Annotated in this window: 17 protein-coding genes and 1 tRNA gene; 6 read left to right on the forward strand and 12 right to left on the reverse strand. The window is 57.8% G+C overall.

Features of this window, described 5'->3' with window-relative positions; all coding sequences use genetic code 11:
• Both ACFFFR_RS02925 and ACFFFR_RS02930 read left to right on the forward strand, forming a co-directional pair.
• The gene (locus ACFFFR_RS02925; RefSeq protein ID WP_377458032.1) at positions 1-504 is read left to right on the forward strand and encodes a tRNA (cytidine(34)-2'-O)-methyltransferase; all 504 of its coding nucleotides are present in this window, start codon (positions 1-3) and stop codon (positions 502-504) included.
• A gap of 5 nt (positions 505-509) precedes the next feature.
• Positions 510-1619: an RNA polymerase sigma factor gene (locus tag ACFFFR_RS02930; protein ID WP_377458033.1), complete on the forward strand. Its 1110-nt coding sequence runs from the start codon at positions 510-512 to the stop codon at positions 1617-1619.
• Between the two features lie 36 nt (positions 1620-1655).
• Here the strand turns inward: ACFFFR_RS02930 and ACFFFR_RS02935 are convergent, their stop codons facing one another.
• From ACFFFR_RS02935 to ACFFFR_RS02950, 4 genes are all read right to left on the reverse strand, one after another.
• Entirely contained in the window at positions 1656-2435 is a 780-nt protein-coding gene (locus tag ACFFFR_RS02935) for a PIG-L deacetylase family protein (protein ID WP_377458034.1), read from the reverse strand.
• Between the two features lie 2 nt (positions 2436-2437).
• Positions 2438-3412, reverse strand: a complete 975-nt coding sequence (locus ACFFFR_RS02940; protein ID WP_377458035.1) for an electron transfer flavoprotein subunit alpha/FixB family protein — start codon at positions 3410-3412, stop codon at positions 2438-2440.
• Between the two features lie 36 nt (positions 3413-3448).
• Complete coding sequence (locus ACFFFR_RS02945; RefSeq protein WP_377458036.1) at positions 3449-4228, reverse strand: electron transfer flavoprotein subunit beta/FixA family protein; 780 nt, start codon at positions 4226-4228, stop codon at positions 3449-3451.
• A gap of 112 nt (positions 4229-4340) precedes the next feature.
• A complete protein-coding gene (locus tag ACFFFR_RS02950; protein ID WP_377458037.1) occupies positions 4341-5786 on the reverse strand; it encodes a S1C family serine protease in 1446 nt (481 codons plus the stop codon).
• A gap of 237 nt (positions 5787-6023) precedes the next feature.
• Here ACFFFR_RS02950 and ACFFFR_RS02955 point away from each other — a divergent pair, with 237 nt between their 5' ends.
• A complete protein-coding gene (locus ACFFFR_RS02955) occupies positions 6024-8081 on the forward strand; it encodes a TPM domain-containing protein (RefSeq protein WP_377458038.1) in 2058 nt (685 codons plus the stop codon).
• A gap of 78 nt (positions 8082-8159) precedes the next feature.
• A complete protein-coding gene (locus ACFFFR_RS02960; protein ID WP_377458039.1) occupies positions 8160-8900 on the forward strand; it encodes a PspA/IM30 family protein in 741 nt (246 codons plus the stop codon).
• A gap of 102 nt (positions 8901-9002) precedes the next feature.
• On the opposite strand, the gene glsA is transcribed toward ACFFFR_RS02960, so the two are convergent.
• The 6 genes from glsA to ACFFFR_RS02990 all read right to left on the reverse strand — a co-directional run bounded on the left by glsA (position 9003) and on the right by ACFFFR_RS02990 (position 17277).
• Entirely contained in the window at positions 9003-10793 is a 1791-nt protein-coding gene (gene glsA, locus ACFFFR_RS02965; protein ID WP_377458040.1) for a glutaminase A, read from the reverse strand.
• Between the two features lie 68 nt (positions 10794-10861).
• Positions 10862-11548 (reverse strand): hypothetical protein, encoded by a 687-nt coding sequence (locus ACFFFR_RS02970; RefSeq protein WP_377458041.1) that lies wholly within the window; start codon positions 11546-11548, stop codon positions 10862-10864.
• A 33-nt stretch (positions 11549-11581) separates the two neighbouring features.
• Positions 11582-12748, reverse strand: a complete 1167-nt coding sequence (locus ACFFFR_RS02975) for an SH3 domain-containing protein (protein ID WP_377458042.1) — start codon at positions 12746-12748, stop codon at positions 11582-11584.
• A gap of 235 nt (positions 12749-12983) precedes the next feature.
• Positions 12984-13057, reverse strand: a tRNA-Met gene (locus ACFFFR_RS02980).
• Between the two features lie 84 nt (positions 13058-13141).
• On the reverse strand, positions 13142-16192 hold the full coding sequence (locus tag ACFFFR_RS02985) for a UPF0182 family membrane protein (RefSeq protein ID WP_377458043.1): 3051 nt from the start codon (positions 16190-16192) through the stop codon (positions 13142-13144).
• Positions 16193-16221: 29 nt separating this feature from the next.
• Complete coding sequence (locus ACFFFR_RS02990; protein ID WP_377458044.1) at positions 16222-17277, reverse strand: YlbL family protein; 1056 nt, start codon at positions 17275-17277, stop codon at positions 16222-16224.
• Between the two features lie 175 nt (positions 17278-17452).
• Between ACFFFR_RS02990 and ACFFFR_RS02995 the strand changes: the two genes are divergently transcribed.
• Positions 17453-18847: a zinc-dependent metalloprotease gene (locus tag ACFFFR_RS02995; protein WP_377458045.1), complete on the forward strand. Its 1395-nt coding sequence runs from the start codon at positions 17453-17455 to the stop codon at positions 18845-18847.
• On the opposite strand, the gene ACFFFR_RS03000 is transcribed toward ACFFFR_RS02995, so the two are convergent.
• Complete coding sequence (locus tag ACFFFR_RS03000) at positions 18844-19431, reverse strand: SprT-like domain-containing protein (protein ID WP_377458046.1); 588 nt, start codon at positions 19429-19431, stop codon at positions 18844-18846. The genes ACFFFR_RS02995 and ACFFFR_RS03000 overlap by 4 nt on opposite strands.
• Before the next feature lie 133 nt (positions 19432-19564).
• On the opposite strand from ACFFFR_RS03000, the gene ACFFFR_RS03005 reads away from it, so the two are divergent.
• Positions 19565-20626, forward strand: a complete 1062-nt coding sequence (locus tag ACFFFR_RS03005; RefSeq protein ID WP_377458047.1) for a hypothetical protein — start codon at positions 19565-19567, stop codon at positions 20624-20626.
• Here the strand turns inward: ACFFFR_RS03005 and ACFFFR_RS03010 are convergent.
• The gene (locus tag ACFFFR_RS03010) at positions 20623-22719 is read right to left on the reverse strand and encodes an ATP-dependent DNA helicase UvrD2 (RefSeq protein WP_377458117.1); all 2097 of its coding nucleotides are present in this window, start codon (positions 22717-22719) and stop codon (positions 20623-20625) included. The two genes, ACFFFR_RS03005 and ACFFFR_RS03010, sit on opposite strands and share 4 nt — an antisense overlap.
• Positions 22720-22739: the final 20 nt, after the last annotated feature.

Genomic DNA, 22739 nt, shown 5'->3' on the forward strand with positions numbered 1-22739 from the left:
GTGAGCCAAAACCTTTCCGCCCCGTTCCGCATCCTGTTCCACACCCCGGAGATTCCCGGCAACACCGGAAATGCGATCCGGTTGGCAGCCGTCACCGGCGCCAAATTGCATCTGGTCGAGCCGCTGGGTTTCAACTTTGATCACGCGCACCTTCGCCGGGCCGGATTGGATTATCACGACCTCGCCGTCGTCACGGTTCACCCGGATCTGGACACTGCTTTGGCTGCTCTGCTGCCGGCACGGTTGTTCGCGTTCACCTCCGAAGGCACGACCAGTTATACCCAGATCCAGTACCGTGCCGGGGACGTTCTGCTCTTCGGCCAAGAGTCCACCGGTTTGCCCGCCGAGGTCAAGACCCGGCCTGAAGTGACCCAGTTGGTGCGTGTCCCCATGTTACCGGCTCGCAGATCCCTGAATTTAGCTAACACCGCCTCGATTGTGCTCTATGAGGCGTGGCGTCAGCATGGCTTTACCGGCTCTAGTGGTCCCGGTGCTTTAGGGTGAATACTATGAGCACTTTGGATTCAGCCCACGAGCTACCTTTCTCGGTCCTCTGCCATATGTTGGTTCGACGCCATGAGGAAGCCCCAAATGCTTTGATGGAGCTCTACACCCGCACGTCTGCACCGATCTATGCCTTGGCTAAAACCATGTCTAGTTCCAGTGTTCAACAAGAAGATGTGCCGGGCTTCGACCGTCCTACCCCCGAAGAAGCCCTCAAGAAAGTCTTTACTAACCTCTGGGTGAATTCACACCAGCTCGACGATTGGCCGGTTGATACTGAAGCCGAGTGGGAAGCCGCGTTCTTTGCCTACGCCCACCAACAACTTGTCACCCAATACAACGCGGAAGATCAGGCTGAACCGCGAGTTCCGCAGGTGGCCTCCGCGTATATGACTGAACGTCCGCCCACACCGGTGGTGACAGTCCCGCAAGGTCTGACTGGGATCGTAGAGTCACTGCCCGCCACCGCCCAAGAGGCTTTCAATTTGGCGTACTTGCAGGGCCTGAATTACTACCAGATGGCGGAGAAGACCGGCGCCTCCGTGGGCACCATCAAGTCACGTTTGCGCATCATGGTCATTCGCCTGATCGATGAGCAGCCCGAGGTCCTCAACGACCCACTACAGGTCCAGCAACACTACTTCGCCCGCGATGATTCTAAACCACAGGCTTCAGGCCAGTTCGGCGCGAATCTTGCTGAGGACCTGAACCATGGCTTGCTGTTGCCGTGGGCCGAATTGTTGGCCACCGGAGCACTGAACGCTACCGAGCGCGAGGCCATGGACCGCGCGCTTGCCTCGGTCGATCCAGAAACCAAGGAGCAATTCACTGCCCGGTACCGGCAGGGCATTGTCGCGCTAGCCACCGCTGTGAAGAACTTGTATGCCGATGTGCCGGTAAGCCTGCGTGAGGATATTGCCGCGCAGATCGCTGAACTCGAGCCGGCCCCGCAGCCGCCAGCCCGTCGTCAGCCTGATCCTGGAGAGGTTGACGATCGCCCGACCGAAACCCCAGCGCGGCAGGGTTCCGGACGCAAGGGCAAGACAGCTCTGGCGATCATCGGAGCACTGCTGCTGGTAATTGTTGCCGTCGTGCTGATCTTGATGAATCTCTAGAGTGAGCGTTTGTCGGGAGCACGTCCGGCCGTTGCGCTAGAAGCCGGCGATGGTTTCGGGAGAATTCACCACGACGCGCTGGAAGGTCTCTGCGGCGCCTTCTTCGATGCCGCCCATGTCTTCGTAGGTTTGGCGCAGCTTGTTGCGGACAAACTCTTTCATCTTGGGCACATCAGGGTGCTGGGAGGCGTGCTCGAGCAGGGCGTTGATTTTCGCGTCAACGTAGTCCGTGACCTCGAATGCAACATTGACCAGATGGTCTGGGGCCGCCATCATCAGCAGCTGGTGAACCCGGTAGGGCTCGAGTCCTTCGTCCCACCGAAGCTCCGGGAAAGCATAGGGGTTCTCCACTGCCGGGTAGACAGCCTGAACCACGGCTTTGCCCACCGCCATGTGATCCGGGTGTGAACGTTGGAAAGAGGTCCACGAATGTTCGGGGTGCTGGGTCACGATTGTGTCTGCGCGCTCGGTGCGCATCACCCGGATGAGCTGTTTTTGCAGCTCGAAGCTCGGCACTACGAAGCCGTCCCGCTCGCGCAGGTAGTGAATGTTCCCGACCCCATACACATCGGCGGCGGCTCGCTGCTCAGCCTCACGCCGCTCCGCGATGACATCTTGTCCATCGTCTTCGAACCCCCCGGCGTCCCCGGAGGTAACAACGCAGTAGCTCACCTCCACACCCGCGTCGACCAAGGCGGCCACGGTGGCCCCTGAACCGAAGTCGGCATCGTCCGGGTGCGCGACGATGACCAGCACCTTTTTTGTCTGGGTTTTGGCCACAAAGTCGGCAACGCTAGTGAGTGGAATGTTGCTCATGGTTAAGAGGTCTTCCGCTGGTTGATCCGTTCGGTGAGTTCAGGAAGAACATCAAAGAGATCCCCGACGATTCCGACGGTGGCAATCTCGAAGATGGGTGCATCCTCATCGGAGTTGATGGCGATGATGTTCTCGGCAGTGTCCATTCCCACGCGCTGGTGGATGGCACCGGATACACCTGCGGCAATGTAGACCTGCGGGGACACGGTTTTTCCGGTCTGTCCGACCTGCATGCTGTGATCCGCCCAGCCTTCATCGACTGCATCGCGGGTGGCACCGATGGCAGCCTCGAGCGAGTCGGCGAGGTCTTCCACCACACTGAAGTCCCCGTTGGTTCCTCGACCACCGGTCACCACGACGGCGGCCTCGGTGAGTTCGGGGCGCTCGGAGACCGGCTGCGGTTTCCGGTCGATGATCTGTGGGCCGCCGTTGAGCGTCACAGGAATCGCTGAAACCGTCATGGTGTGCATCTCTTGGCCCGGAATCGGCTTGGCGTGCAGCGTGATGGTCGCGAAGTTGGTTTGCGGCGATGAATCCGTTTGCCAGGTCCCGCCCAGCACGTATTTCCGCAGGAACAGTTCGTTGTTTTCGAACGCGATCTTCTGCACGCCGGTGATCACGGCCCCGCCCCGCTGCACCGCCAACATGGCGGCCAAGTCGGTGCTGGTGTTACCGCTGGCAAAAACGACCAGCTGGGTGATGTCTGGGATCAGTGCGGCCAGCACCTGCTTGATCAAAGCAAGTTCCCCGGTGAGGAAGCTCTGGCTGATGTCTGAATCCGGAGCGTAGACGGCTTTGACGTTGCCGGGCAACGAAACCGTGGAACCAACGGGACGATTCAAAATCACGATCGGTTCTAGCCCGTGTTTTTGGATTTTCTGCAGAGTCCCGAGGGAAGCGTTCTCCAAGCGTCCATCTTCATGGCAGCGCACGTACACAAGTACATCGGTGCTGCTCGGTTGCCACACGTATGTCATAAGTTTCTCTTCGGCCTTATCGTCGCGAATTCTCTACTAAAGCAACTGTTCTTTTTCCAGTACGGTGAGCACGGCCTCAATACCGGCCTGCTCATCGTGGAAAATCTCTCCGGCGGTACGTTCCGGACGGGGCGCCGCCAATGAAACGCTCACCGGCACCTGTTGCTGGCTCAGTTCCACATCGGCAAGACCCAGGGTCTGAACTTTCTTGCGCTTGGCGGCAATGATCTGTTTAAAGCCCGGGTAGCGGGGTTCATTGGCCCGGTCCGTCACGGACACAACAGCTGGCAGCTGCGCGCGGATAGTCAGGAAAGAACCGTCCTCATCACGGACAATCTGGACATGGTCTTCATCCGGCATGGAGACTTCGATGGCCTCGGTCAACACCGGCAGGCCCATGGTGGCCGCGAGCGCCGGTGGCAGCAGGGATGTCTGTCCGTCCGTGGAGCTCATCGCGGTCAACACCATATCTGCTCCGCCGATGGCGTTGATCGCTGCGGACAAGCCGGCAGCAGTCATGGTGACATCCGCGCCTTGCAGCTCTTCGGCGCTCAAGTGAACGCCACGGTCGGCACCGATTTGCAGAGCTTTTTTCACGGCGTTGACGGCTTTGTCCGGGCCCATGGTCAACGCAATGACCTCGTGCCCGGCCTTGGGCCCGCCGAGCGCCTCACTCATCGCAAGGGCGGCTTCAATGGGGTGTTCGTCCAACTCAGACAAGATGGATTCGGCACGGTCCACCCGACGCGTCGCCGGGTCAATGTGTCGGTCCAGTTGAGTGTCTGGGGCGTATTTGACTAACACTACAAAACGCAAAATCGCGCTCCTCATGGAAGATGAAAATGCTCGGTTACTAGCATATCGGAGCGGCGCTCATCCGGATGTTCGCCCGTAACTGGCGCGAACCGGACAGGCTCCGCCTGTTGGCTTATTGATCCGCTAGATCGGCCAGTGTCACGTTCGCCGTTCGCTCTTGTCCGTTACGCAGGTAGCGTACTTCGGCTTCGTCACCGGCCCGATATTCGCGGACCGCGGCGTTCAACGTGAGCGCATCTTCGACGCGTCGGTCCCCTACCGCCGTGATGACATCGCCGCTGCGCAAACCTGCCTTATCGGCCGGCCCACCTGAAATCGATTGGACCACTTCCGCTCCCACGGAGAAGTGCGAAGAGGTATCGGCGCTTTGTGGCGCTTTCGGACGCACCGTCACGCCGAGCAGACCGTGGGAAGCTTCGCCGTGCTGAATGATGTCTTCTGCAATACGTTTGGCGTAATCGATGGGGATCGCAAAGCCAACGCCAATGTTGCCGGCGCTCTCACTCTGACCGGAAGATGCAATCGCGACGTTGATGCCAATCAATCGGCCCTGCCCGTCCAAGAGCGCACCACCGGAGTTACCTTGGTTGATGGCGGCATCGGTCTGAATAACGTTGATCGCGATCGAACCTCGAGAATGTGGTGTTTCCACACCAGGGATCCGGAAGTCGAAGTGGTTCGGACCGGACTCTTCCGGATCGGAACCATCTTCTCCCGGCAATGCTGCTGACTGGACGCTGATCGTGCGGTTCAGTCGAGAAATGATGCCATCGGTGACCGTTCCGTCGAGTCCTAGTGGCGCACCAATAGCGATGGCTCCGTCACCAACGTTCAGGTTGGCAGATTCGGCCATTTCAATGGCAGGTAGGTCTGCATCTTCTACTTTCAGAACCGCAAGATCCGAGTACGAGTCCCGGCCAATCAGAGTGGCGTTATAGACCTTGCCGTCGGCGCTTTTGACTTGGATCTGAGGGCTGTCTGCTTGACCGCCCAAGGTCACGACGTGGTTGTTGGTGAGGATGTGGCCTTCGTCATCGATCACAACCCCCGAACCGGAGCCACTGTTGCGTCCTTGCACCACGGAGATGGTCACGACCGACGGGGCAGCTTTGGCTGCAGCGGCGGTAACGGGAGTCACCGATTCCGGATTGTTGATGTTCAGGGTCTGCGGCTGAGACCCCAAGGACCCGGTAGCATTCTGATTCGAAATCACAGTCGCAACACCGGCACCACCGATGCCCCCGATCAGGCCTGCGAGCAAGGCGGACCCGACGACCATGCCGACCCCGTAGCGTTTGCCCGACTGTGGTGAATCGCCATTGCGGTTCTGCTGGTATTGGTGGTGCTGAACCGTCTCTGGCTGGTGGTGACCGTACTGGTATTCGCCAGAGCGTTGGCCCCATGCAGACTCTTGTTCGGTGGGTGCCCCATAGCGTGGCAGAGGCTGAGTGTGCTGAGGTCCTAGGTCGGGGTTGTGTGAAGGGGGTGTCTTGGACGCTGGGTCGTGCTGGTGCGAACGGTCGAACGGTTCAGTGTTCGGGTTGTTGTTCTCGCTCATGCTCAGTGGGCCACACTTCCTTGAAAAGTTGTGTCGGTAAAAGTTTCTATGACGTTCATGGTCTCCTAATTTGCTGCAACAAGTTTCGATGTTTACTGAATGTCAGCTGGAAATGAGACTCAGAAAAATCCGCCACAAGCACAACCAGATTAATTCAGTGTCTACCAGTGAAGAAACGCTGGATTGGTCGTTACACTGAAAACCAAGAATAGAACAGCACCTAAAAAGGTTGGGCCCATGATTCACAGCAGACCTTCGTATTCTCGACTCAGGGCATTTCTTGCCGCTGTCGTGCTCGCGTCAGCCCCAATCTTCGGGTTCGCCAGCCCTGCCTTGGCGGAGGATCCTGTCTCAATCCCACCCGGCACTTTTGTGATCGATGAAGCCGGTGTGCTCGGGGAAGATGCCGAAGATTTGACGGAGCAAATCCGGGATCTGCAAAGGGATGAAGGTGCCACCCTATTTGTGGTGATCGTCGACCGGTTCAGTAACCCAAGCAACTCGGCCGATTGGGCGGCAAGAGTTGCCAACATGAAGAACATGGGTACCAACGATTCGATTTTGGCAATCGCCGTTGAAGATCGCCAATTCGTTTTTGACGCTGCAGACAATGGGCCCTACCAAAGCGATGAACAGACGATCTCCTCTCGCTACATTCAGCCCAAGCTGGCCCAGTTGGATTACCTCGGGGCGGCCGAAGCAGCTGTCGAGGGGCTCAAGGATGCCGCTGATGGTAGCGTCGGGGCCGGTTCAGCTGGTAGTCGCGGCGGTTCCGGAATGGGCGGAGTAATCGTCATGGGCGCTCTGGTTGTCGCGGCTGTCGTTTTTGGTTTCATGTTCATGAATCGGCGCAAGCGTGGCCCAGGCCAACTTCCTCACCGAACGGAACCGCAGCAACCAGCCGACCCGTACGACACCATACCCATTCCCGAGTTACGGACCCACGTGGGTAGCCGGCTCGTACAGGCCGATGATGCGATCAAAACAGCCGAACAAGAGATCGGTTTTGCCGAAGCATCCTACGGGGCCGGCTCGGTCGAAGTGTTCAAGAACGACGTGGCAGCTGCCAAGGAGCATATGCGGGCCTGTTTCCAGCTGCAGAGCCAATTGGACGATCACATTCCCGACACCGAGCAGGAACAGCGCAGCTGGCTCAAAGAGATCATGCAACGCACTGATGAAGTGATCCGGTCGCTGCAACAGCACGAGAGCGACTTCGCGCAGCTGCGGAATCTAGAAGCCCAGGCCCCGCAAGCCTTGGCGCAGCTGGAGGGTATCACCACCCAATTGCGTGATCAGAGCCAACGAGCGGAGCGTACGCTGGCAGATCTGGACGGCCGTTATTCGGCTCAGGCGCTGGCGAACGCCCATGATTCGTTGCGACAAGGCGCCGATCTGATCACCTTTGTACAGGAAAAAACACAGGCAGCCCGGCACAACCTCGACAACGGAGATCAGGGGCAAGCCGCCTGGCAGATCCACGAAGCCGAGAACGCCTCACAGCAGCTTAAAGAGATCTACACAAGTATCGAGTCCCTGCCCCAAGACCTACAGCGTGCCGCTGAGCTCTTGGATGCCGAGCTGGCCGAGGCCACGCAGCACATCAGCGAAGCGCAGGAATACATGCAGCGCACTCAGGTCGATCCCGCCTTGCCAGGCCGGGTCAGCGCCTTGGAAGCGAAAGTTAATCAGATTCGGCAGAGCCTGCCCAGCGACGCACCGGTCCAAGAACTCGCCGAGCTGGAAGAGCTCGACCACCAAGTCGATCAGGCGCTTTCACCCTTGCGCGATGAGCATCAACGGATGCAGCAGGCCAGCCGTGAATTGGATGGAGCGATTGCCCGGGCTGAAACCTACATCCAAAACGCGAACGACTTTATTCGTCACCGGCGTGGGGCGGTCGCCCACCAAGCTCGCGCGAAACTGGAACAAGCTGAACGAGCTCTCACCGCCGCCGTGCGGCTGCGAACTGAAAACCCAGTCAACGCCTTGGACCACGCCAAGAATGCCAGCATCCTAGCCAGCCAAGCCCAGAGCATCGCGGAAAATGACTACGACAACTTCCACGGTGGTTACGGTCCCCGCGGGGGACGCCGCGATAGCGACATGTCCGCAGTCATCGGTGGACTCATCCTGGGTCAGCTGCTCGGCGGCGGGGGTCGAAGCTCCGGCTCTTCCGGCGGTTTCTTCGGCAGTGGGGGCAGCGGCGGAAGTTTCGGTGGAGGCGGCTTTAGCGGCGGCTTCGGCGGAGGCGGCGGAAGTTTCGGCGGCGGTGGCAGCGGCGGTAGCTTCTAGTTCCCACCGCTGAAACCGTCCCACAACAGAAAAAGAGTTCCTTCGGTGCCCTACCGAAGACAACAGAAAGGTACCAACATGGCCAAGCAGACGATCTTGGGTCGCATTACTCAACTGGCGAAAGCCAATATTCACGCAATTCTGGATTCTGCCGAGGATCCACAGAAGATGTTGGATCAGATGATTCGGGACTACACCACGAACATCGCCGAAGCTGAGTCGGCCATCGCGCAGACCATCGGCAATCTGCGCCTTGCTGAGGATGACCACCGCGAGGACATTCAGGCTGCACAGACCTGGGGACAGAAGGCGTTGGCCGCCTCGAACAACGCTGAAGAGTTCCGCGCCCAAAACGACACTGCCAGTGCGGACAAGTTCGACAATCTGGCTAAGGTCGCAATCCAGCGCCAAATGGATGCGGAGCGTTCCGCAAAGACTGCCGAGCCAGCCATTGCTTCGCAGACCGAGATCGTTGAGAAGCTCAAGACCGGCTTGGAAGCCATGAAGCGTAAGCGTACCGAACTGGTCAACAAGCGTGATGAGCTGGTGGCACGAGCCAAGTCTGCACAGGCTCAGTCCCAGATTCAGGATGCGGTCAAGTCCATCGACATCATGGACCCGACCTCGGAGCTGTCTCGGTTCGAAGAAAAGATCCGCCGGGAAGAAGCCCGGGTGCGTGGCCAGCAAGAGTTGGCGGCATCCTCACTCGATGCCCAATTCGAACAGCTCGAGGACCTAGGCGAACAAACCGAAGTAGAAGCAAGACTAGCTGCTTTGAAGGCCGGCGAAACCCAGCCACAGGGCGAACTCGACAGCTAATCCTGCTGGCGGACCGCACGTCGGCTAGAGAACATGTCAGGCGGGTCTGAAGAACGCGTTCAGCGTCTTCAGACCCGCCTGTTCGTTTAGTGAGTCAGCGACTTAACTTGGTGATGGTGAGGACACCAAAGACATGGCTTCAGCCGCGACGGCCCGCCAGAACTCGACCATGACTTCCGGGTGTTCTCTGGTGACCTTCTCGATGGACTCTTTGGAGAAGTGCTTGACCTTCACCGGGGTGACCGCACGAATCGTGGCCACCTGATGGGTTCGCTCATCCAACGCGGACTCGCCAAAGGTCATGCCCGGAGTCAAAAGCGCCAATCGCCGGCGCTTACCCTTTTCTTCGGCCGTCAACGTTTCAATGCGACCCGAAGAAATGAACCACAGCCCGTCGAAGACCTGTCCAATTTTTCGGATGACTTCCCCATCGTCATAGGTCTCATCGACTAGTTCAGCCCGAATCGTCTCCGCCGCTTCGTCGGAGAGGACAGATAACAGTGGATACTCTTTTACGCTGGATGCCGGGAAGCATTCTGGTGAACCGTAGCGTTTGAGCACCTTGTATTCGGCCCATTCAAGGGCAGCGTTTCTGGTGCCGAACGCTTTGACTTCCATGTCCAGCGGAACCCGCAGTCCGTCGAGGCGGTCATGCGGGTCGACTAAACCGAGAGCAGTTTCTTCATCAGCCAGCACCTCGGACAGGCGCGAAAGCGTATCCACTGATACATCAGGGATCTCGTCGGTGCGACTCATATCCAACACCACGCAAACGCTGTCGGAATCAAGATTTGTGACGGTTCGGCTGACAACTTCAGCTCCGGAAAAGAGCAGATCGCCCATCACTTCAATCACGTGCGCCTTATGGCCGTACTCTTCCAGCACCTCTTTAGCCGCGTCGGGACGACGCACCGTGGACGGATATTTATCGACCGTCGTCTGGGTACGGATGGTGGACAGTCCGGCCTTGGAGGTCCGGACGAAGTGCAGTTCCAGATCGGTGGAGATCTGTTTGTAAGCGCGCAGACCGCGAACTGAGGAACCGTGTTGATCTAGGGGCGGGGAGAATGACGCCAAGCCTAGCTGGCCAGGCAGCGCGCCCAGGATGCCGCCACCGACCCCGCTCTTGGCGGGCAACCCGACGGTTGAGACCCAATCCCCGGAGTCGTCGTACATGCCGCAGGTCAACATGACCGAGAGCACCCGTTGGACAACCTCGGTGTCGAAGACATCTTGACCCGTGATGGGGTTGGTGCCCAGGTTTGCCAGGGTGGCAGCCATGACCGACAGATCTTTTGTGGTCACGGAGATCGAGCACTGTCGGGAGTAGTCATCGAAAGCTTGGATGGGGTCGCCTTCGATGATCTCCGAAGAAGCCAGCAACCAGGCGAGTGCGCGGTTTCGTTTGCCGGTGTCTCGATCGTATTCGTACACCTTCTGATTCAGCTCGAGCTCACGGCCGGCTGCCGCCGAACAGACCTCAAGGATTCGGTCGAAGGCACTCTTCTTGGTTGTTGACCGGATCTGGGCGGTGGCGGCAATCGCCCCGGCATTGATCAGCGGGTTCTTGGGTTTACCGGTCTCAGCGTCCAAGGAGATCTCATTGAACGGGTCCCCGGAAGGTTCGACGTCAATACGCTCATCCATGTACACGAAGCCGCGGTCTTGTAAGGCGAGCGCGTAGCCGAAGACCTTGGAGATGGATTGGATGCTGAAGGGCACGTCAGCGTCACCGCTGGCATAGGTGTAACCATCTGCGGTGGTGATGGCCATGCCGAACATCATGGGGTCGGCTTGCGCAAGTTCCGGGTTTTTGGACTTGGTCGAGCCACCCAGCTCGTCTACCAGTCCTGCGTGAACATCATCCAAGTATTGCTGTACAGGCGATCGCATGCTCTAAGCCTAGCCGTCAGCTGTGTCCACACCAATCCGGGCGGGACTCATATGAATTCCCGGAAAAGCTAGTTCAGCTCCCAGCTCCAACCACCGCTGTTGAGCGGATCGTAGATCACCGAGGTTGCACCTGCCGGGACATCGAGCACGATCTTGCCAGACTTGGTTTCACCGGCACTGATGAACGACGGAAGCAGCTCGGTATCTTGGAAACAGCCCCAGCTGCTCTCGGACTGGACGTCGGAGAGTTCCTGCCCGTCCGCTAAGGTCACTTTGAAGGTGTCGGCAAGCACCGGAACAAAAGCCTCCTCGGCGTTCGTGTTTTCCGGCCAAGCTGACAGTGGCTTCATCGTAGCGGTGGCATCCAGAATCAAGAATTGCCCGTTCTCCGGGGTCAGTGTTTGACCACCCACACGAGCAGGACAGGTCTGGGCATGCTGGACTGTTTCCACCGTGAGAGTGAAAAGCTCGGTCTTGCCTTCTTCGTCTGTGATGACGGCAGGTTCGTCCGCTTCCTTTTCTACGTGCGCTGAGTCCGAGTCTTCGGTCGGTTCTTCAGGTGTCGTCTCTGAAGGTTCCGGGCTCTCAGAATCGGTTGCTTCAGCGGGCTCGGTTTGCAGTTCCTCGATGGTGGGGCCAACGTTTTCGTTGTCCTTCATCGCTTGAGCTGTTGTCCCGGCTAGGGCGCTGAGCAGAAACAGTCCAGCCGTGCTGAGAGCAACGATGTTGAGAAGATTGGTTTTCTTGGCGGCCATCTCAATGCACCTTTTCTAATCAGAGAATCGATACTAGTTTCGGCGCAGGTAGTCGCCAGATTTCACAAGGATCCCGTTATTCTTCAAGTAGTTCTGCATGCTTGAAGAAGCCACATACGACCAGGCTTTTCGCCCATTAGCCAGCGTGACATATTTGCGGTTGTACGTCTGGTTTGCCAGTGGCTTGTTCGGGTCGAAGCGTTCCCACTCATCCAAGGCGCGCAGGGTCGAGGAGTACAGGGAAGGTTTGATGATCATCTCTTCTGCCACCACGCCTGTGCTGTTTGTGCGTGGCAGGATGAAGGACCACCAACGCTGGTCTGGGCGCAGGTACATCACGTGATTCGTGATCTTGGTCTTGTGTTCGGCGCTGGTCTTCCCGTTGAGCAGGAAATAGGCCGACTGCCCCTTACGCAGCGTTCCGTAGACCGCGACACCAGGGTTAGTTGGTGCCGGAGGCTTTGGCTGGGTTGTTCGCGTCAGGTAAGCCCACGGCACGTAGCCTGTGCGGCCCTTCCAATCGACAGAAGCCCACGAGCCGTATCGTGTCTTGACTTTGATCCGGTATCCGGCCTTCGACATGGTCCCGATGGTGGTGCCTTTGGTCGAACGAGAACTCTTGACGGCCACGGAATTGCGGTTGGTCTTGTACCAAGCATTGATGGGTTGCGGAACCATGCCAAGTTTCAGATTCTTAGTCGCTGTCCAACCGACCCGGGTTCCCGTTTTGACTTGAGACCAGTTGCCGGCACGCATCAGGACAGTCACGTTGCGCTTAGTAGCCACTGAAGTCACACGCGCAGAGGTGGATGTCCGGTTTTTGTACAGCGTTACAGAGCGCAGCGTGTGGTAGGTCTTGTTCACGGTATAGACCCGTGACAAGTACTTCTTCAATACCCATCCGGTACGATTTCCGTACCTCACTTGGGCGTAGACCTTACCTTCGCGCCCGTTGGCGGTCACCACTGCATCGCGCGGGACTGTTGCCAGCCTGCGTGATTTTGAAGTGGCTCGTTCCCGCAGGATGAGCGAAGCGGTTGGCAGATACCTAGCACCCCGGGTTAGTGCGGTGGGTGCGCTGATGTGCCCCACGGTGAGTTGAGCTTGACCCGCTGCCGTGGCTGAAGGTGCTGTTGCCCCTAGGCCGATCAAAAGCAGGGAAAAAGTGACCAGAATGGTGGTCAGTCGCTGCGCATTCATTGCTGTTCGCCTTTAAAAATCAGGGGGCGCAAGAGACTGTCCCCCACAACGACGGATATCGATGACCCTAGAATACCAGCGAAGCTTACTAAAGTTAACTATTGAGTTGCTTCGAAGTGTGTGATTTCCGCCCTATGATCACGGGGTTAGCCGGTGAAACGACAAGATCCCCGATCCGAATTCAATCGGATCGGGGATCTTGTTTCGCAGCGGATCAGTTACCACTTGCTTCTAGTGGCGGGGGCAGGATTTGAACCTACGACCTCCGGGTTATGAGCCCGGCGAGCTACCGAACTGCTCCACCCCGCGGCGACATCCTCTACGTTACCGAAGTCTGTCCGGATAACCTAATCGAGATCGCGTTGGGTGAACAGATGGTGAATAAGCTCACCTTTAGTTGTCGGTGTTCTCCTCTGCTGGCTGCTCTTCTACTGGCTCCTCTGGAGCTTCCGTGGTGCCGTTGATGGCATTTTCTGCTTCAATGGCGTCCTCGATAGCTCGGGTCAGTTTTTGCTGAGCCTGACCGTACTTGGTGAAGTCGTTCTCCGCCAAAGCCTCTTGGCCTTCTTGGATGGCGTCGTTCGCATCACGCAGTGCACGGCTCAACTTCTGTTCGTTAGTCTGGTCCGCGCCCGGGGCTGCATCTTCACCGCCTGTTTGCTCAGTTCCATCTGCCCCGTCGCCATCTGCGGTCACAGCGCCGGAGGCGCCTTCAAAGACTTGGTCGAGCGCTTCGGACAGGGAATCGGCGAAGCCAATCTGGTTACCGTAGGAAACCAGCACCTTACGCAGCAACGGGTAGGAGTCCCCACCGGTGGAGCGGACGTAGACCGGCTGCACGTAGAGGATACCGCCACCGACGGGCAGGGTAATCAGGTTGCCGTTGGTCACGTTGGAGGCGCCCTGACGCAACAGGTTCAGCTCACGCGAAACCACTGGTTGGGAGTCAAAGTCGGCTTGGACCTGACCTGGACCAGAAATGGTGGTGTTACGCGGCAACTCCAGCAAGGAAAGCTGACCGTAGGTGTCGGCCTTCTCCCCTGCCTTGTTTCCGGCATCACCGTTGGCCGAGAGGAAACCGTACAGCACGTTGCGGTTCCGACCTTGGCCCTCAACCCGGCGTGGGATGTAGGTGGTGGTCAGGGAGAAGCTGGCTTTGTCCGAACCAGGCATCTGCAGCGACATGTAGTACGGCGGAACCTTGGTGGTGCCTTCCTTCACGGTCGGGTCTGCGGGCACGGACCACGCGTCGTCGTTGTCGTAGAAGGAGGCTGGACGGTCAACGTGGTAGCGACCCAGCAGTTCGCGCTGCACCTTGAACATGTCTTCCGGGTAGCGAACGTGGGACATGAGTTCGCCGGACATTTCCGAATACGGCTTCAGCGTAGATGGGAAGGTCTTCTGCCATGCCTTAAGGATTGGGTCCTCATCGTCCCAGGCGTACAACTCGACCGAGCCGTCGTAGGCATCAACCGTAGCTTTGACCGCGTTACGGATGTAGTTGATCTCACCGGCACGGGTTGGATCTTCACGAGTCAAGGAATCCCGAATGGCTGCGCCCAACTGCTCGCCCTTGGAGTAAGGGAAGTTGTTGGAGGTGGTGTAACCGTCGACGATCCACTTCACGCGACCATCGATGATGGCTGGGTAAACGGTGGAGTCGATCTCCAGGTACGGGGCAACTTTCTTCACTCGATCAGCTGGGTGGCGGTCATAAAGAATCTGTGATTCTTCATTGACTTCCTGGCTCAGCAGCAGATCTGTGGACTGGAACTTGATGGCGTACACCAAGCGGTTCAGGAGGTTACCTACGGAAGGACCACCGTCGCCAGAGAAGGTGTAGGTTGTATCAACTTCCTGATCGGCAGTCTGCGGACGGTCCAGCTCACGTGGTTCGGCCCCCTCCGGCGCGCCCACCACCGAGTACAGCGGAGAGTTCTGGCCGAAGTAGATCCGCGGCTCGTACGTGGAGTCATCGCCCAAAATACCCTGAGTCGGGATGTCTTCTAGGAGGAAGTCGGGAGCACCCTTGCCCGTCACCTGATTGGTGTGGGCCACCACAAGACCGTAGCCGTGGGTGTAGGTGATGTGCTGGTTGACCCACGAATCTTGGTTGTCGACCGTCACTTCGCGGGCGGCAACCACAACGTCGTTGACTTCCCCATCAATCTCGTACCGGTCTACGGCCAAGACCTGCGGGAAGGTGTAGTACTGACGGAACTGCTGCAACTGTCCGAACGCGTCCGTGACCAAGTTAGGGTCAAGGATACGGATGTTCTTCGTGTTTTCGGACTCTTTAGCGAGCGCACCCCGCTTGGCGCTGACTTCAGCATCGTACTCGTCTGTTTCGAGTTCATGCATGCCGTACGCGAAGCGGGTCATGTCAATATTGCGCTGGATGTAGTCAGCTTCCAGCGCCTTTTCAGTCGGGTTGACCTGATACTGCTGGATCAGCATTGGGTAGAGACCACCGGCGACGAGCACCGTGATGAGCAGCATCGCGGTCCCGATCAGCGGGATGCGCCAGTTGTTGCGCATGATGGTCCAGATAAAGAGCAGGCCCACGATGATCGCGGCGATCGCAAGAATCGTCTTGGTTGGGATCACCGCGTGCACATCGGTGTACATGGCGCCGGCCCAGCGCTCATTCTGATTCAACATGGTGGAGTACCGGTCGAACCAGAAGGTCGCCGCCTGCAAGAGCAAAAAGACGAGCGCGATGACCGCGATGTGGATCCGCGCGGCCTTGGCGATGACAAGTTTGCCCTGTTCGGTAATCCGAATGCCACCGTAAATGTAATGGGTCAGGATGCCGGCAATACCAGCAATGACCGTGACCGCGATGAGGTATCCGACCAGCAGTTTCAAGAACGGCAGGGTGTTCAGGTAGAAACTAAAGTCCAGTCCGAATTCCGGATCGGTTTGGCCGAAGGGCTCTTGGTTGATGAACAGCAGAACCTGCTGCCAGCTGGAGGCCATGGCCGTGCCGGCAAAAACACCCAGTACCAGTGGCGCCGCGATGAAGATCAGCCGGCGCAGTGGTGCCAACTGTTCTTGGTAGCGCTGCAGATTGTCCTGCATCTGGCCGGGCGAATAGACCGGCCGTTTGCGGTAGGCCACACTCATGCTGGCCCAGACCCCGCCGGCCATGATGGCGAACGCGATCAGGAAGATCACAATGCGGGCCACCAAGGAAGTCCAGAAAACTTCTTCGTATCCGAGCTGGGTAAACCACAGAATGTCAGCGTAATAGCCCGAGGCCATGACAAAGGCACCGATGAGCAGTGCCAAGATGACCACGGTTAGGGTCAACACCGAAGGTTTAGAGGAACGCTTCTCACCCCCGTTGTCCCCTGTTGGTCGCGAACCGCCAGGCGGTTTACTTCCTCCGTCGCCGGAGGCGCGGCCACCTGAACCGAAGCTAAAGCTCTGTCCGAAGCTCACTCATACCTCATTTGTTTTCTTTTACAGGTCTAATCACACTGCGGCAGGTCAGCAAACGCCTGATCGGTGTCCGATTGGCGGCCAACCTGCTCAACAATTTTACGGGCTTGGGCCAGATTCTTCACGGAGAATACGGTGATCCCGGCCGGGATGCGCCCGCGTAAGTCTGCACAATTCTCTTCTGGCGCCAGGAAATACTTGGCACCCTGTTGCTGGGCACCGACCACCTTTTGCGGGATCCCTCCGATGGAGCCGACGGTGCCATCTGCGTCAATCGTGCCGGTGCCGGCGAAGTGTTTGCCACCGGTCATGGCGCCGGGAGTCATCTTGTCCACCAACGCCAAAGCGAACATCAACCCGGCTGAAGGCCCGCCAACATCATCTAGGTTGACGCTCACATCAAAGGGGAACTCATACGTGTTCGACAGGAAGACACCCATGACCCGCTCCCCTGCCGCTGAAGTCACCACGGGGACCTCAACATCCATGTCTTGACCATCACGAGTCAGACCTAGCGTGATGGTGTCCTCGTCCAGCTCGGCCAGTTGCTGTCGTAGCGCAACCACGCCGGAGATGTCCCGGCCATCCGCGGTCTGAATCTCGTCATTGAGTTTCAAGATCCCATCGGCTTGGGTTTCCTCGGTGAATCCTTGCACCACGAACTTGCGCACAAAGTCGATACCTTGTTCATGCAAGGCGGCGGCGACCGCGTCAGTTTGCGAATGGTCCATCATAGCTTGGTTTTGCTCGTCGACTTCTTGCCGTGTTTGGCTTTCGTCGTACAGCATCGACTTCGGTACGAGGTCTTGGTGCGGGTTCAGCATGGCCCGAACTGCGTCGCCGGCCGTGATGTCCCGACCTGGACCTCCAGAGACCATGACGGTGGTCATGTCCAGCTCACCGGCGGTGGGATAGGTTCGTTTACCGTCCACCGCGATGAGATCTTGGTTGTCAAATGAGCCAATCGTGTTGAAAGTCGGCCCTGGAGACTCAATCACGTAATCCACCGGAAGGAAGGCACCAGCCAACAGGACTGCAAACAGCGCAGCAATGATTGTTGAGACTGGTTTTCTGGTTTGTTTCACCGTGGTGCCCTAACCGTTACCGAGCAGACTGAGGGGTCTCATCGATTCTATGCGGCCGACCAAGCCTGCGGCGAATTACCTTGCTGAGAGCGAGATTTCCAGCGAACGCACTGTTGAATGCACTAGATTGGAAGGGACAGTTTTCCCGCGCCCGACGTATCTAAGGAACCGGACGATGAGCTCCAACCCGCAGGATCCACAGCAGAATCCAGATGATGACTTCTCGAAGATGTTCCAAGAGATGTTCGGTCAGTTCTTTGGTTCCGGCGAACAAGGCCAGATGCCTCCGTTGCCTCCAGGCATGACCCCTGAAGACATGGCCAAAGCCTTCAACCCGGAAATGATGGGACAGATTTTTTCCCAAGTCCAAGCCATGTTTTCCGGTGCCGCGTCCGAAGGACCGGTGAATTGGGAGCAAGCGAAGAACACGGCGCTGCAGGTAGCAAAGCAACATGACAGCACCATTTCCGAGCAGCACTCAGCTGCGGTGAGTCAAGCGTTCGAGCTGGCAGACTTGTGGCTGAACAACGTCACCGAATTTGAATCCCCTGCCCAGCTACCGCAAGCATGGACCTGCTCGGAGTGGGTTGAGCACACCATGGATTCTTGGGCCGAACTGACTGAACCAGTTGCCGCCTCTGTCTCCGAGGCCATGAGTGAATCACTGCAGCAGCAGCTGCCCGAGGAAATGGCCGCTTCGCTTGGTCCGGCACTGCCGATGCTCAAGAATCTTGGCGGAATGATGTTCGCACTCCAGCTCGGCCAGGCCGTGGGCAAACTTTCAGGTGAAGTTTTGGGTACCTCGGACATCGGTCTGCCGATCGCCCGTCCCCATATTGCGCTCATGCCGACCAATATCAAATCGTTCGCTGATGGCCTTGAAGTTGCTAACGAGGATGTCTTCATTTATTTGGCATTGCGAGAGTCTGCATACCAGCGGTTGTTCCTGCAAGTTCCGTGGCTTTATGGCGAGCTGAAGTCAGCCATTCAGCAGTACGCGTCCGGGTTCCAAATTGATACTGAACGCATGGATGAGATTGCCCAGCACTTCGATCCGATGAATCCAGAATCATTCCAGCAGCACATTGAAGGTTCTTTTGTGCGCGCTTCGGATACGCCAGAACAGCAGGCGGCGTTGGCCCGCCTGGAGACTCAGTTAGCGTTGATTGAAGGTTGGGTTGACGATGTGGTTGCCGAAGCAGCCACTCATCTGACATCTGCCGAGGCCCTCCGCGAAACGATGCGGCGCCGCCGTGCCACCGGCGGACCCTCAGAACTGGCCTTCGGCGCATTGGTTGGTCTGGAGTTGCGCCCGCGTCGACTCCGCGACGCTGCCAACCTGTGGGCGTTCATTCGCGAACAGGCCGGCAGCGCCGAACGGGACAAGGTTTGGAGCCACCCTGATATGCAACCAACCACGGCAGATCTGGATGATCCAACCGGTTTCTTTGAGCGGCGTGAACAGCAGGCGGAAAAGGATCAGAGCTTTGAGGATGATCTGCGTAAGCTCCTCGAGGGTGGCTACGACGAAGACCCCCAGAGCGAGTCGGAAGACCCAAACAAAGACTAGTCTTCCAGTTCGGCCCCATCATCATCGAGCGTGCCGGGGACATCGTTCGCGTTCGCCCCACCGGGTCCGCTCTTGATGTGGCTGACCCCTGCGAGAAACGCGTGGACCTCTTTGATGCGTTCATAGCGGGCCTCTAGAGCTTTGAAGCGTGGCCCGTGATTGGGTTCAAGAAGGTGGGCTAGTTCGTGGACGAGGACACCTTCCAAAACCCATTGCGGCATTCTGGCTAAGTCTTGGTTCAAACGGATCTTTCGTGACCGCCGACTGCAGCTACCCCATAGGGTGTTTTGTCGTGAGGAGAAGACGACCTCACTCGGTGTGGCTGCCCCGTCAAAGTAACGTTCGTTGAGTTCGGCGGCCAGGTTCTCGAGTTGTTCTTGCCCAAAGTCGGTTGCACCGCTTCGTCGATGCAATTTGGTGACCATACGCTCGGCCCACCGCAGCTCTTCATCCTTGCTCAGTGTCGCAGGGATCTGTAGTCGGATCAGGCCGTCTTCCCAATTTGCCGAAATGGTCTTGCGTCGACGGGCCGAGCGGACAACCTTCACTCGATGTCCTTGGATACGTAATTCTTGTGTGCTCATGCCTACCAGTGTGGGGATTGTTCTGGGCCCGCTACCCCACTGCAGTCGGAGCTTGTGGAAAACTATCCCGCTGTTGCGAGCCTGTGTGTCACCATGACCGTACCAAACCTGAACGCCAAAGGTGGACAAGCCTATGTACCGACTGCACGCAGGTAATCACGTGGTCAGCGTCGAAAAGAATGTGTGTCGACTTCAAGACCACGACCGCAGCTTAGAGTTGACCGCACTCACCGGTCAGTTAGCGGTGCTGGTCCACCGCTTAGTCACTGGTTTCACTCGTCGCTCGCTGTTCGAAGTGTTGTGTGATGAGGTTCATCCCACGTGGAGTCGGCCGCACATGTGGGAACAACTGGGAGCTTGGCTCATTTATGAGAAGCGCCAAGCTGAACCGCTGCCGTCTACTGCGATCCCGGAGAACGCTTTGGCTGGGTCACTTTCTCACTTGCGTGCGGAATCTGCTCAGACGCTGCACGCCAGAGCTAATCAGGTCATTCACCTTAATACGATCTTGGAACCGGCACAAAGTTTGGTTCTGTCGCTGGCCCGTGATGGTTGGCGGGCTTTTGTCAGTCATGATCCAGCCAAGATCGCCCAGACGGATACAAGCCTGTATTTCAGTTCAGCTCACATCGGTGCCGGCCGAACCGAACTCCTTGCACAGCAGGTACGCAAGCTCAGCCCTTGGGCCAGCGTCGTTAGCTCTGACGCGCTCCGCGGAGTCCAGCTCGGACCGAACCATCAAGCTTTATGGCTGGCCACCTCGGCGCACCAGTTACTTGATATAGGACCCCATCTAGCGGTGGATTTGCCTACCTTGCCAATCCTGCTGACCGACTCTTGTGTGGCCATCGGACCTTGGTTAAAGGACGACCATGAGTGTTTAGAATGCGTTGCAGCCACACTTGGCACACTTGCCGGGCAACCCGTCGCAACCCCACCACTGTCTTCGTCCACGCTCGCGCTTGTCACCGTAGCGACCCACATTTTTCTCGACAGCTACGCTCAGCAGTGGATGAAGGATCCGGCAAACCATGGCGGGACCAACGATAGTCTGCCGCCAGCAGGGGATCTCGTGCAGACAGGCACCGGCAGCCGCGACAGAGTCGGGTCCAACACCGTGATCGTTGTCCCGGCCAAGGCCACCAACTTCTCAACAGTCCAGCTTCCGGATCTGCTAAGAAACTGTCCTCACTAGTTCCCGAGCACGGACAGAATTTCTTCCCCGTACTTGGCAATTTTCTGGGCCCCGATACCCGGAACTTTACTCAACTCGTGAGCATCCGTGGGCATGGTCTCTGCTAGGGCGATCAGGGTTGCGTCGGTGGCCACCACGAAAGCAGGTACCTCGTCAGCTTCTGCCCTGTTCAGACGCCACGCTCGCAGTTCTTCGAACACGTCTTCATCGTAGGTTGCAGGACAGTCAACACATCGACCGATCTTTCGTTCGGCTGCGGTTGCCAAGGCCCGTGAACACGTACGGCAGGTGGCTACCTTGCTGGAACGACGAGAGGAACGTTTTGTCCCACGAGTAGGTGCCGGTTCTGTGGTGCGAGCCAGTGCATGGCCTGCGGGCACGATCCCGTCGATAAAGCGCGAGCGCTTGCGGTTGGAACGACTGGATGCGCTTCTGGCAAGAGTCCATGACAGGTACAGCCGCTTTCTGGCGCGGGTGATGCCCACATAGAAGAGTCTGCGCTCTTCATCAATCTCGCTTTGTGTTTCGGCAAAGGAGATCGGTACTAGGCCTTCGCTGAGGCCGGTCAGGAAAACATTGTCCCATTCCAGCCCTTTCGCTGAGTGGAGTGAAGCTAGGGTCACGCCCTGTATTTGGGGCGCATGTTGTGCCTCGGCCCGTTGGTGCAGCTCGCGGACAAATTCATGCATGGTGAACCCATCCCCACGCTCTTGCCCTAGCTGCTGTGCCAAGTTATACAACGCCTGCCACGATTCCCAGCGTTCACGGCTGGCCCCAGACTGGCTTGGTGGATTCTCGGTGAACCCGACAGCTCCGAGGATCATTCTGACCTGTTCGGCGACGTTGGTTTCAGCTTGAACTGCGGGGGCTGCCAGCTGTCGCATTGCTTGGCGGACTTCGGCACGTTCAAAGAATCGTTCTGCACCGCGCAGCACATAGGGGATGTTTAGCTCGGTAAAGACCTCTTCTAGAACCAGTGATTGAGAGTTGGTCCGGTACAGAACAGCAATGTCTTGGTACTGCGTTCCGGCGGAAACGAGTTCCTTGATCCGTGCCGCCAGCTGGTGTGCTTCGTCCTCATCATGGGCATATTCAGCGAACTCGACTTCAGCACCTGAGTCCTGTTGGCTGATCAGTTCTAGGGGTGGCGGCCAGGGCGCATCGATGCCCGGCGGCAAGTTACTCTTGGTGCGTTCAGCCAACATGGCGTTCGCGGTCGCAATGATTTCCGGAGTGGAACGATAGTTTCGCACCAGCTTGACGATAGTTGCGTCTGGGAAACGGTCCGAAAAATTCAGCAGGAATCGGCTAGTAGCACCGGTAAACGAGTAAATGGTTTGGCTTGCATCGCCCACGACGCACAGGTCATCTCGATCTCCCAGCCAGAGGTCCAAGAGTCGTTGCTGTAGTGCGGAAACATCCTGATACTCATCCACCACGAAGGTGCGGTACTGCTGCCGAAACTGTGCCGCGATATCGGGGTTTTCTTCCAGAATGCCGACCATGAGTAACAGCACATCTTCAAAGTCGATGTAGCCCTGATCTGTTTTGAGGTCTTCGTAGCCCTGATAGAGCCGAGCAACCGTGATGGTGTCTAGGCCGGCGACTGCGTCACGACCGGTCTCGCGGTAGTCCTCCGGCCCGATCATTGATACTTTGGCCCATTCAATTTCGGCGGCCAGATCCCGCAAAGCGGCACGGTCTGTACTGGTTTTGATCCGCTGCGCCGCTTCAGCGAGGAAACGGCCCTTTTGTTTGATCAGCTGTGGCATCGGCCCGCCAATGACTTGGGGCCAAAAGTAGCGCAGCTGACGTAAGGCTGCAGCATGAAAGGTCCGGGCCTGCACGCCTTGTGCTCCCAGTGCGTTCAGACGGGACCGCATTTCGGCCGCGGCGCGGGCCGTGAACGTGAGTGCAAGGGTCTTGTGCGGATCGTAGACACCTGTTGCTACACCGTAAGCGATTCGGTGGGTGATGGCACGGGTCTTACCGGTGCCAGCGCCCGCCAAGATGCAGACCGGACCGTGCAGGGCGGTGGCCGCGGCGCGCTGTTCTTTGTCTAGACCGGCCAATATTTCTTCCGGTGCTGACAAGGTGTTCACGGTTATTGTGC

The sequence above is a fragment of the Micrococcoides hystricis genome (assembly GCF_042434215.1).
In the GTDB taxonomy this organism is placed as follows: Bacteria; Actinomycetota; Actinomycetes; order Actinomycetales; family Micrococcaceae; genus Micrococcoides; species Micrococcoides hystricis.

Coding starts and splice junctions, on each gene's coding strand:
- ACFFFR_RS02970 (WP_377458041.1), bottom strand. CDS start 11,548: ATGGCCGCCAAGAAAACCAATCTTCTCAACATCGTTGCTCTCAGCACG.
- ACFFFR_RS03005 (WP_377458047.1), top strand. CDS start 19,565: ATGTACCGACTGCACGCAGGTAATCACGTGGTCAGCGTCGAAAAGAAT.
- ACFFFR_RS02975 (WP_377458042.1), bottom strand. CDS start 12,748: ATGAATGCGCAGCGACTGACCACCATTCTGGTCACTTTTTCCCTGCTT.
- ACFFFR_RS02995 (WP_377458045.1), top strand. CDS start 17,453: ATGAGCTCCAACCCGCAGGATCCACAGCAGAATCCAGATGATGACTTC.
- ACFFFR_RS02950 (WP_377458037.1), bottom strand. CDS start 5,786: ATGAGCGAGAACAACAACCCGAACACTGAACCGTTCGACCGTTCGCAC.
- ACFFFR_RS02955 (WP_377458038.1), top strand. CDS start 6,024: ATGATTCACAGCAGACCTTCGTATTCTCGACTCAGGGCATTTCTTGCC.
- ACFFFR_RS03000 (WP_377458046.1), bottom strand. CDS start 19,431: ATGAGCACACAAGAATTACGTATCCAAGGACATCGAGTGAAGGTTGTC.
- ACFFFR_RS02960 (WP_377458039.1), top strand. CDS start 8,160: ATGGCCAAGCAGACGATCTTGGGTCGCATTACTCAACTGGCGAAAGCC.
- glsA (WP_377458040.1), bottom strand. CDS start 10,793: ATGCGATCGCCTGTACAGCAATACTTGGATGATGTTCACGCAGGACTG.
- ACFFFR_RS02935 (WP_377458034.1), bottom strand. CDS start 2,435: ATGAGCAACATTCCACTCACTAGCGTTGCCGACTTTGTGGCCAAAACC.
- ACFFFR_RS02940 (WP_377458035.1), bottom strand. CDS start 3,412: ATGACATACGTGTGGCAACCGAGCAGCACCGATGTACTTGTGTACGTG.
- ACFFFR_RS02930 (WP_377458033.1), top strand. CDS start 510: ATGAGCACTTTGGATTCAGCCCACGAGCTACCTTTCTCGGTCCTCTGC.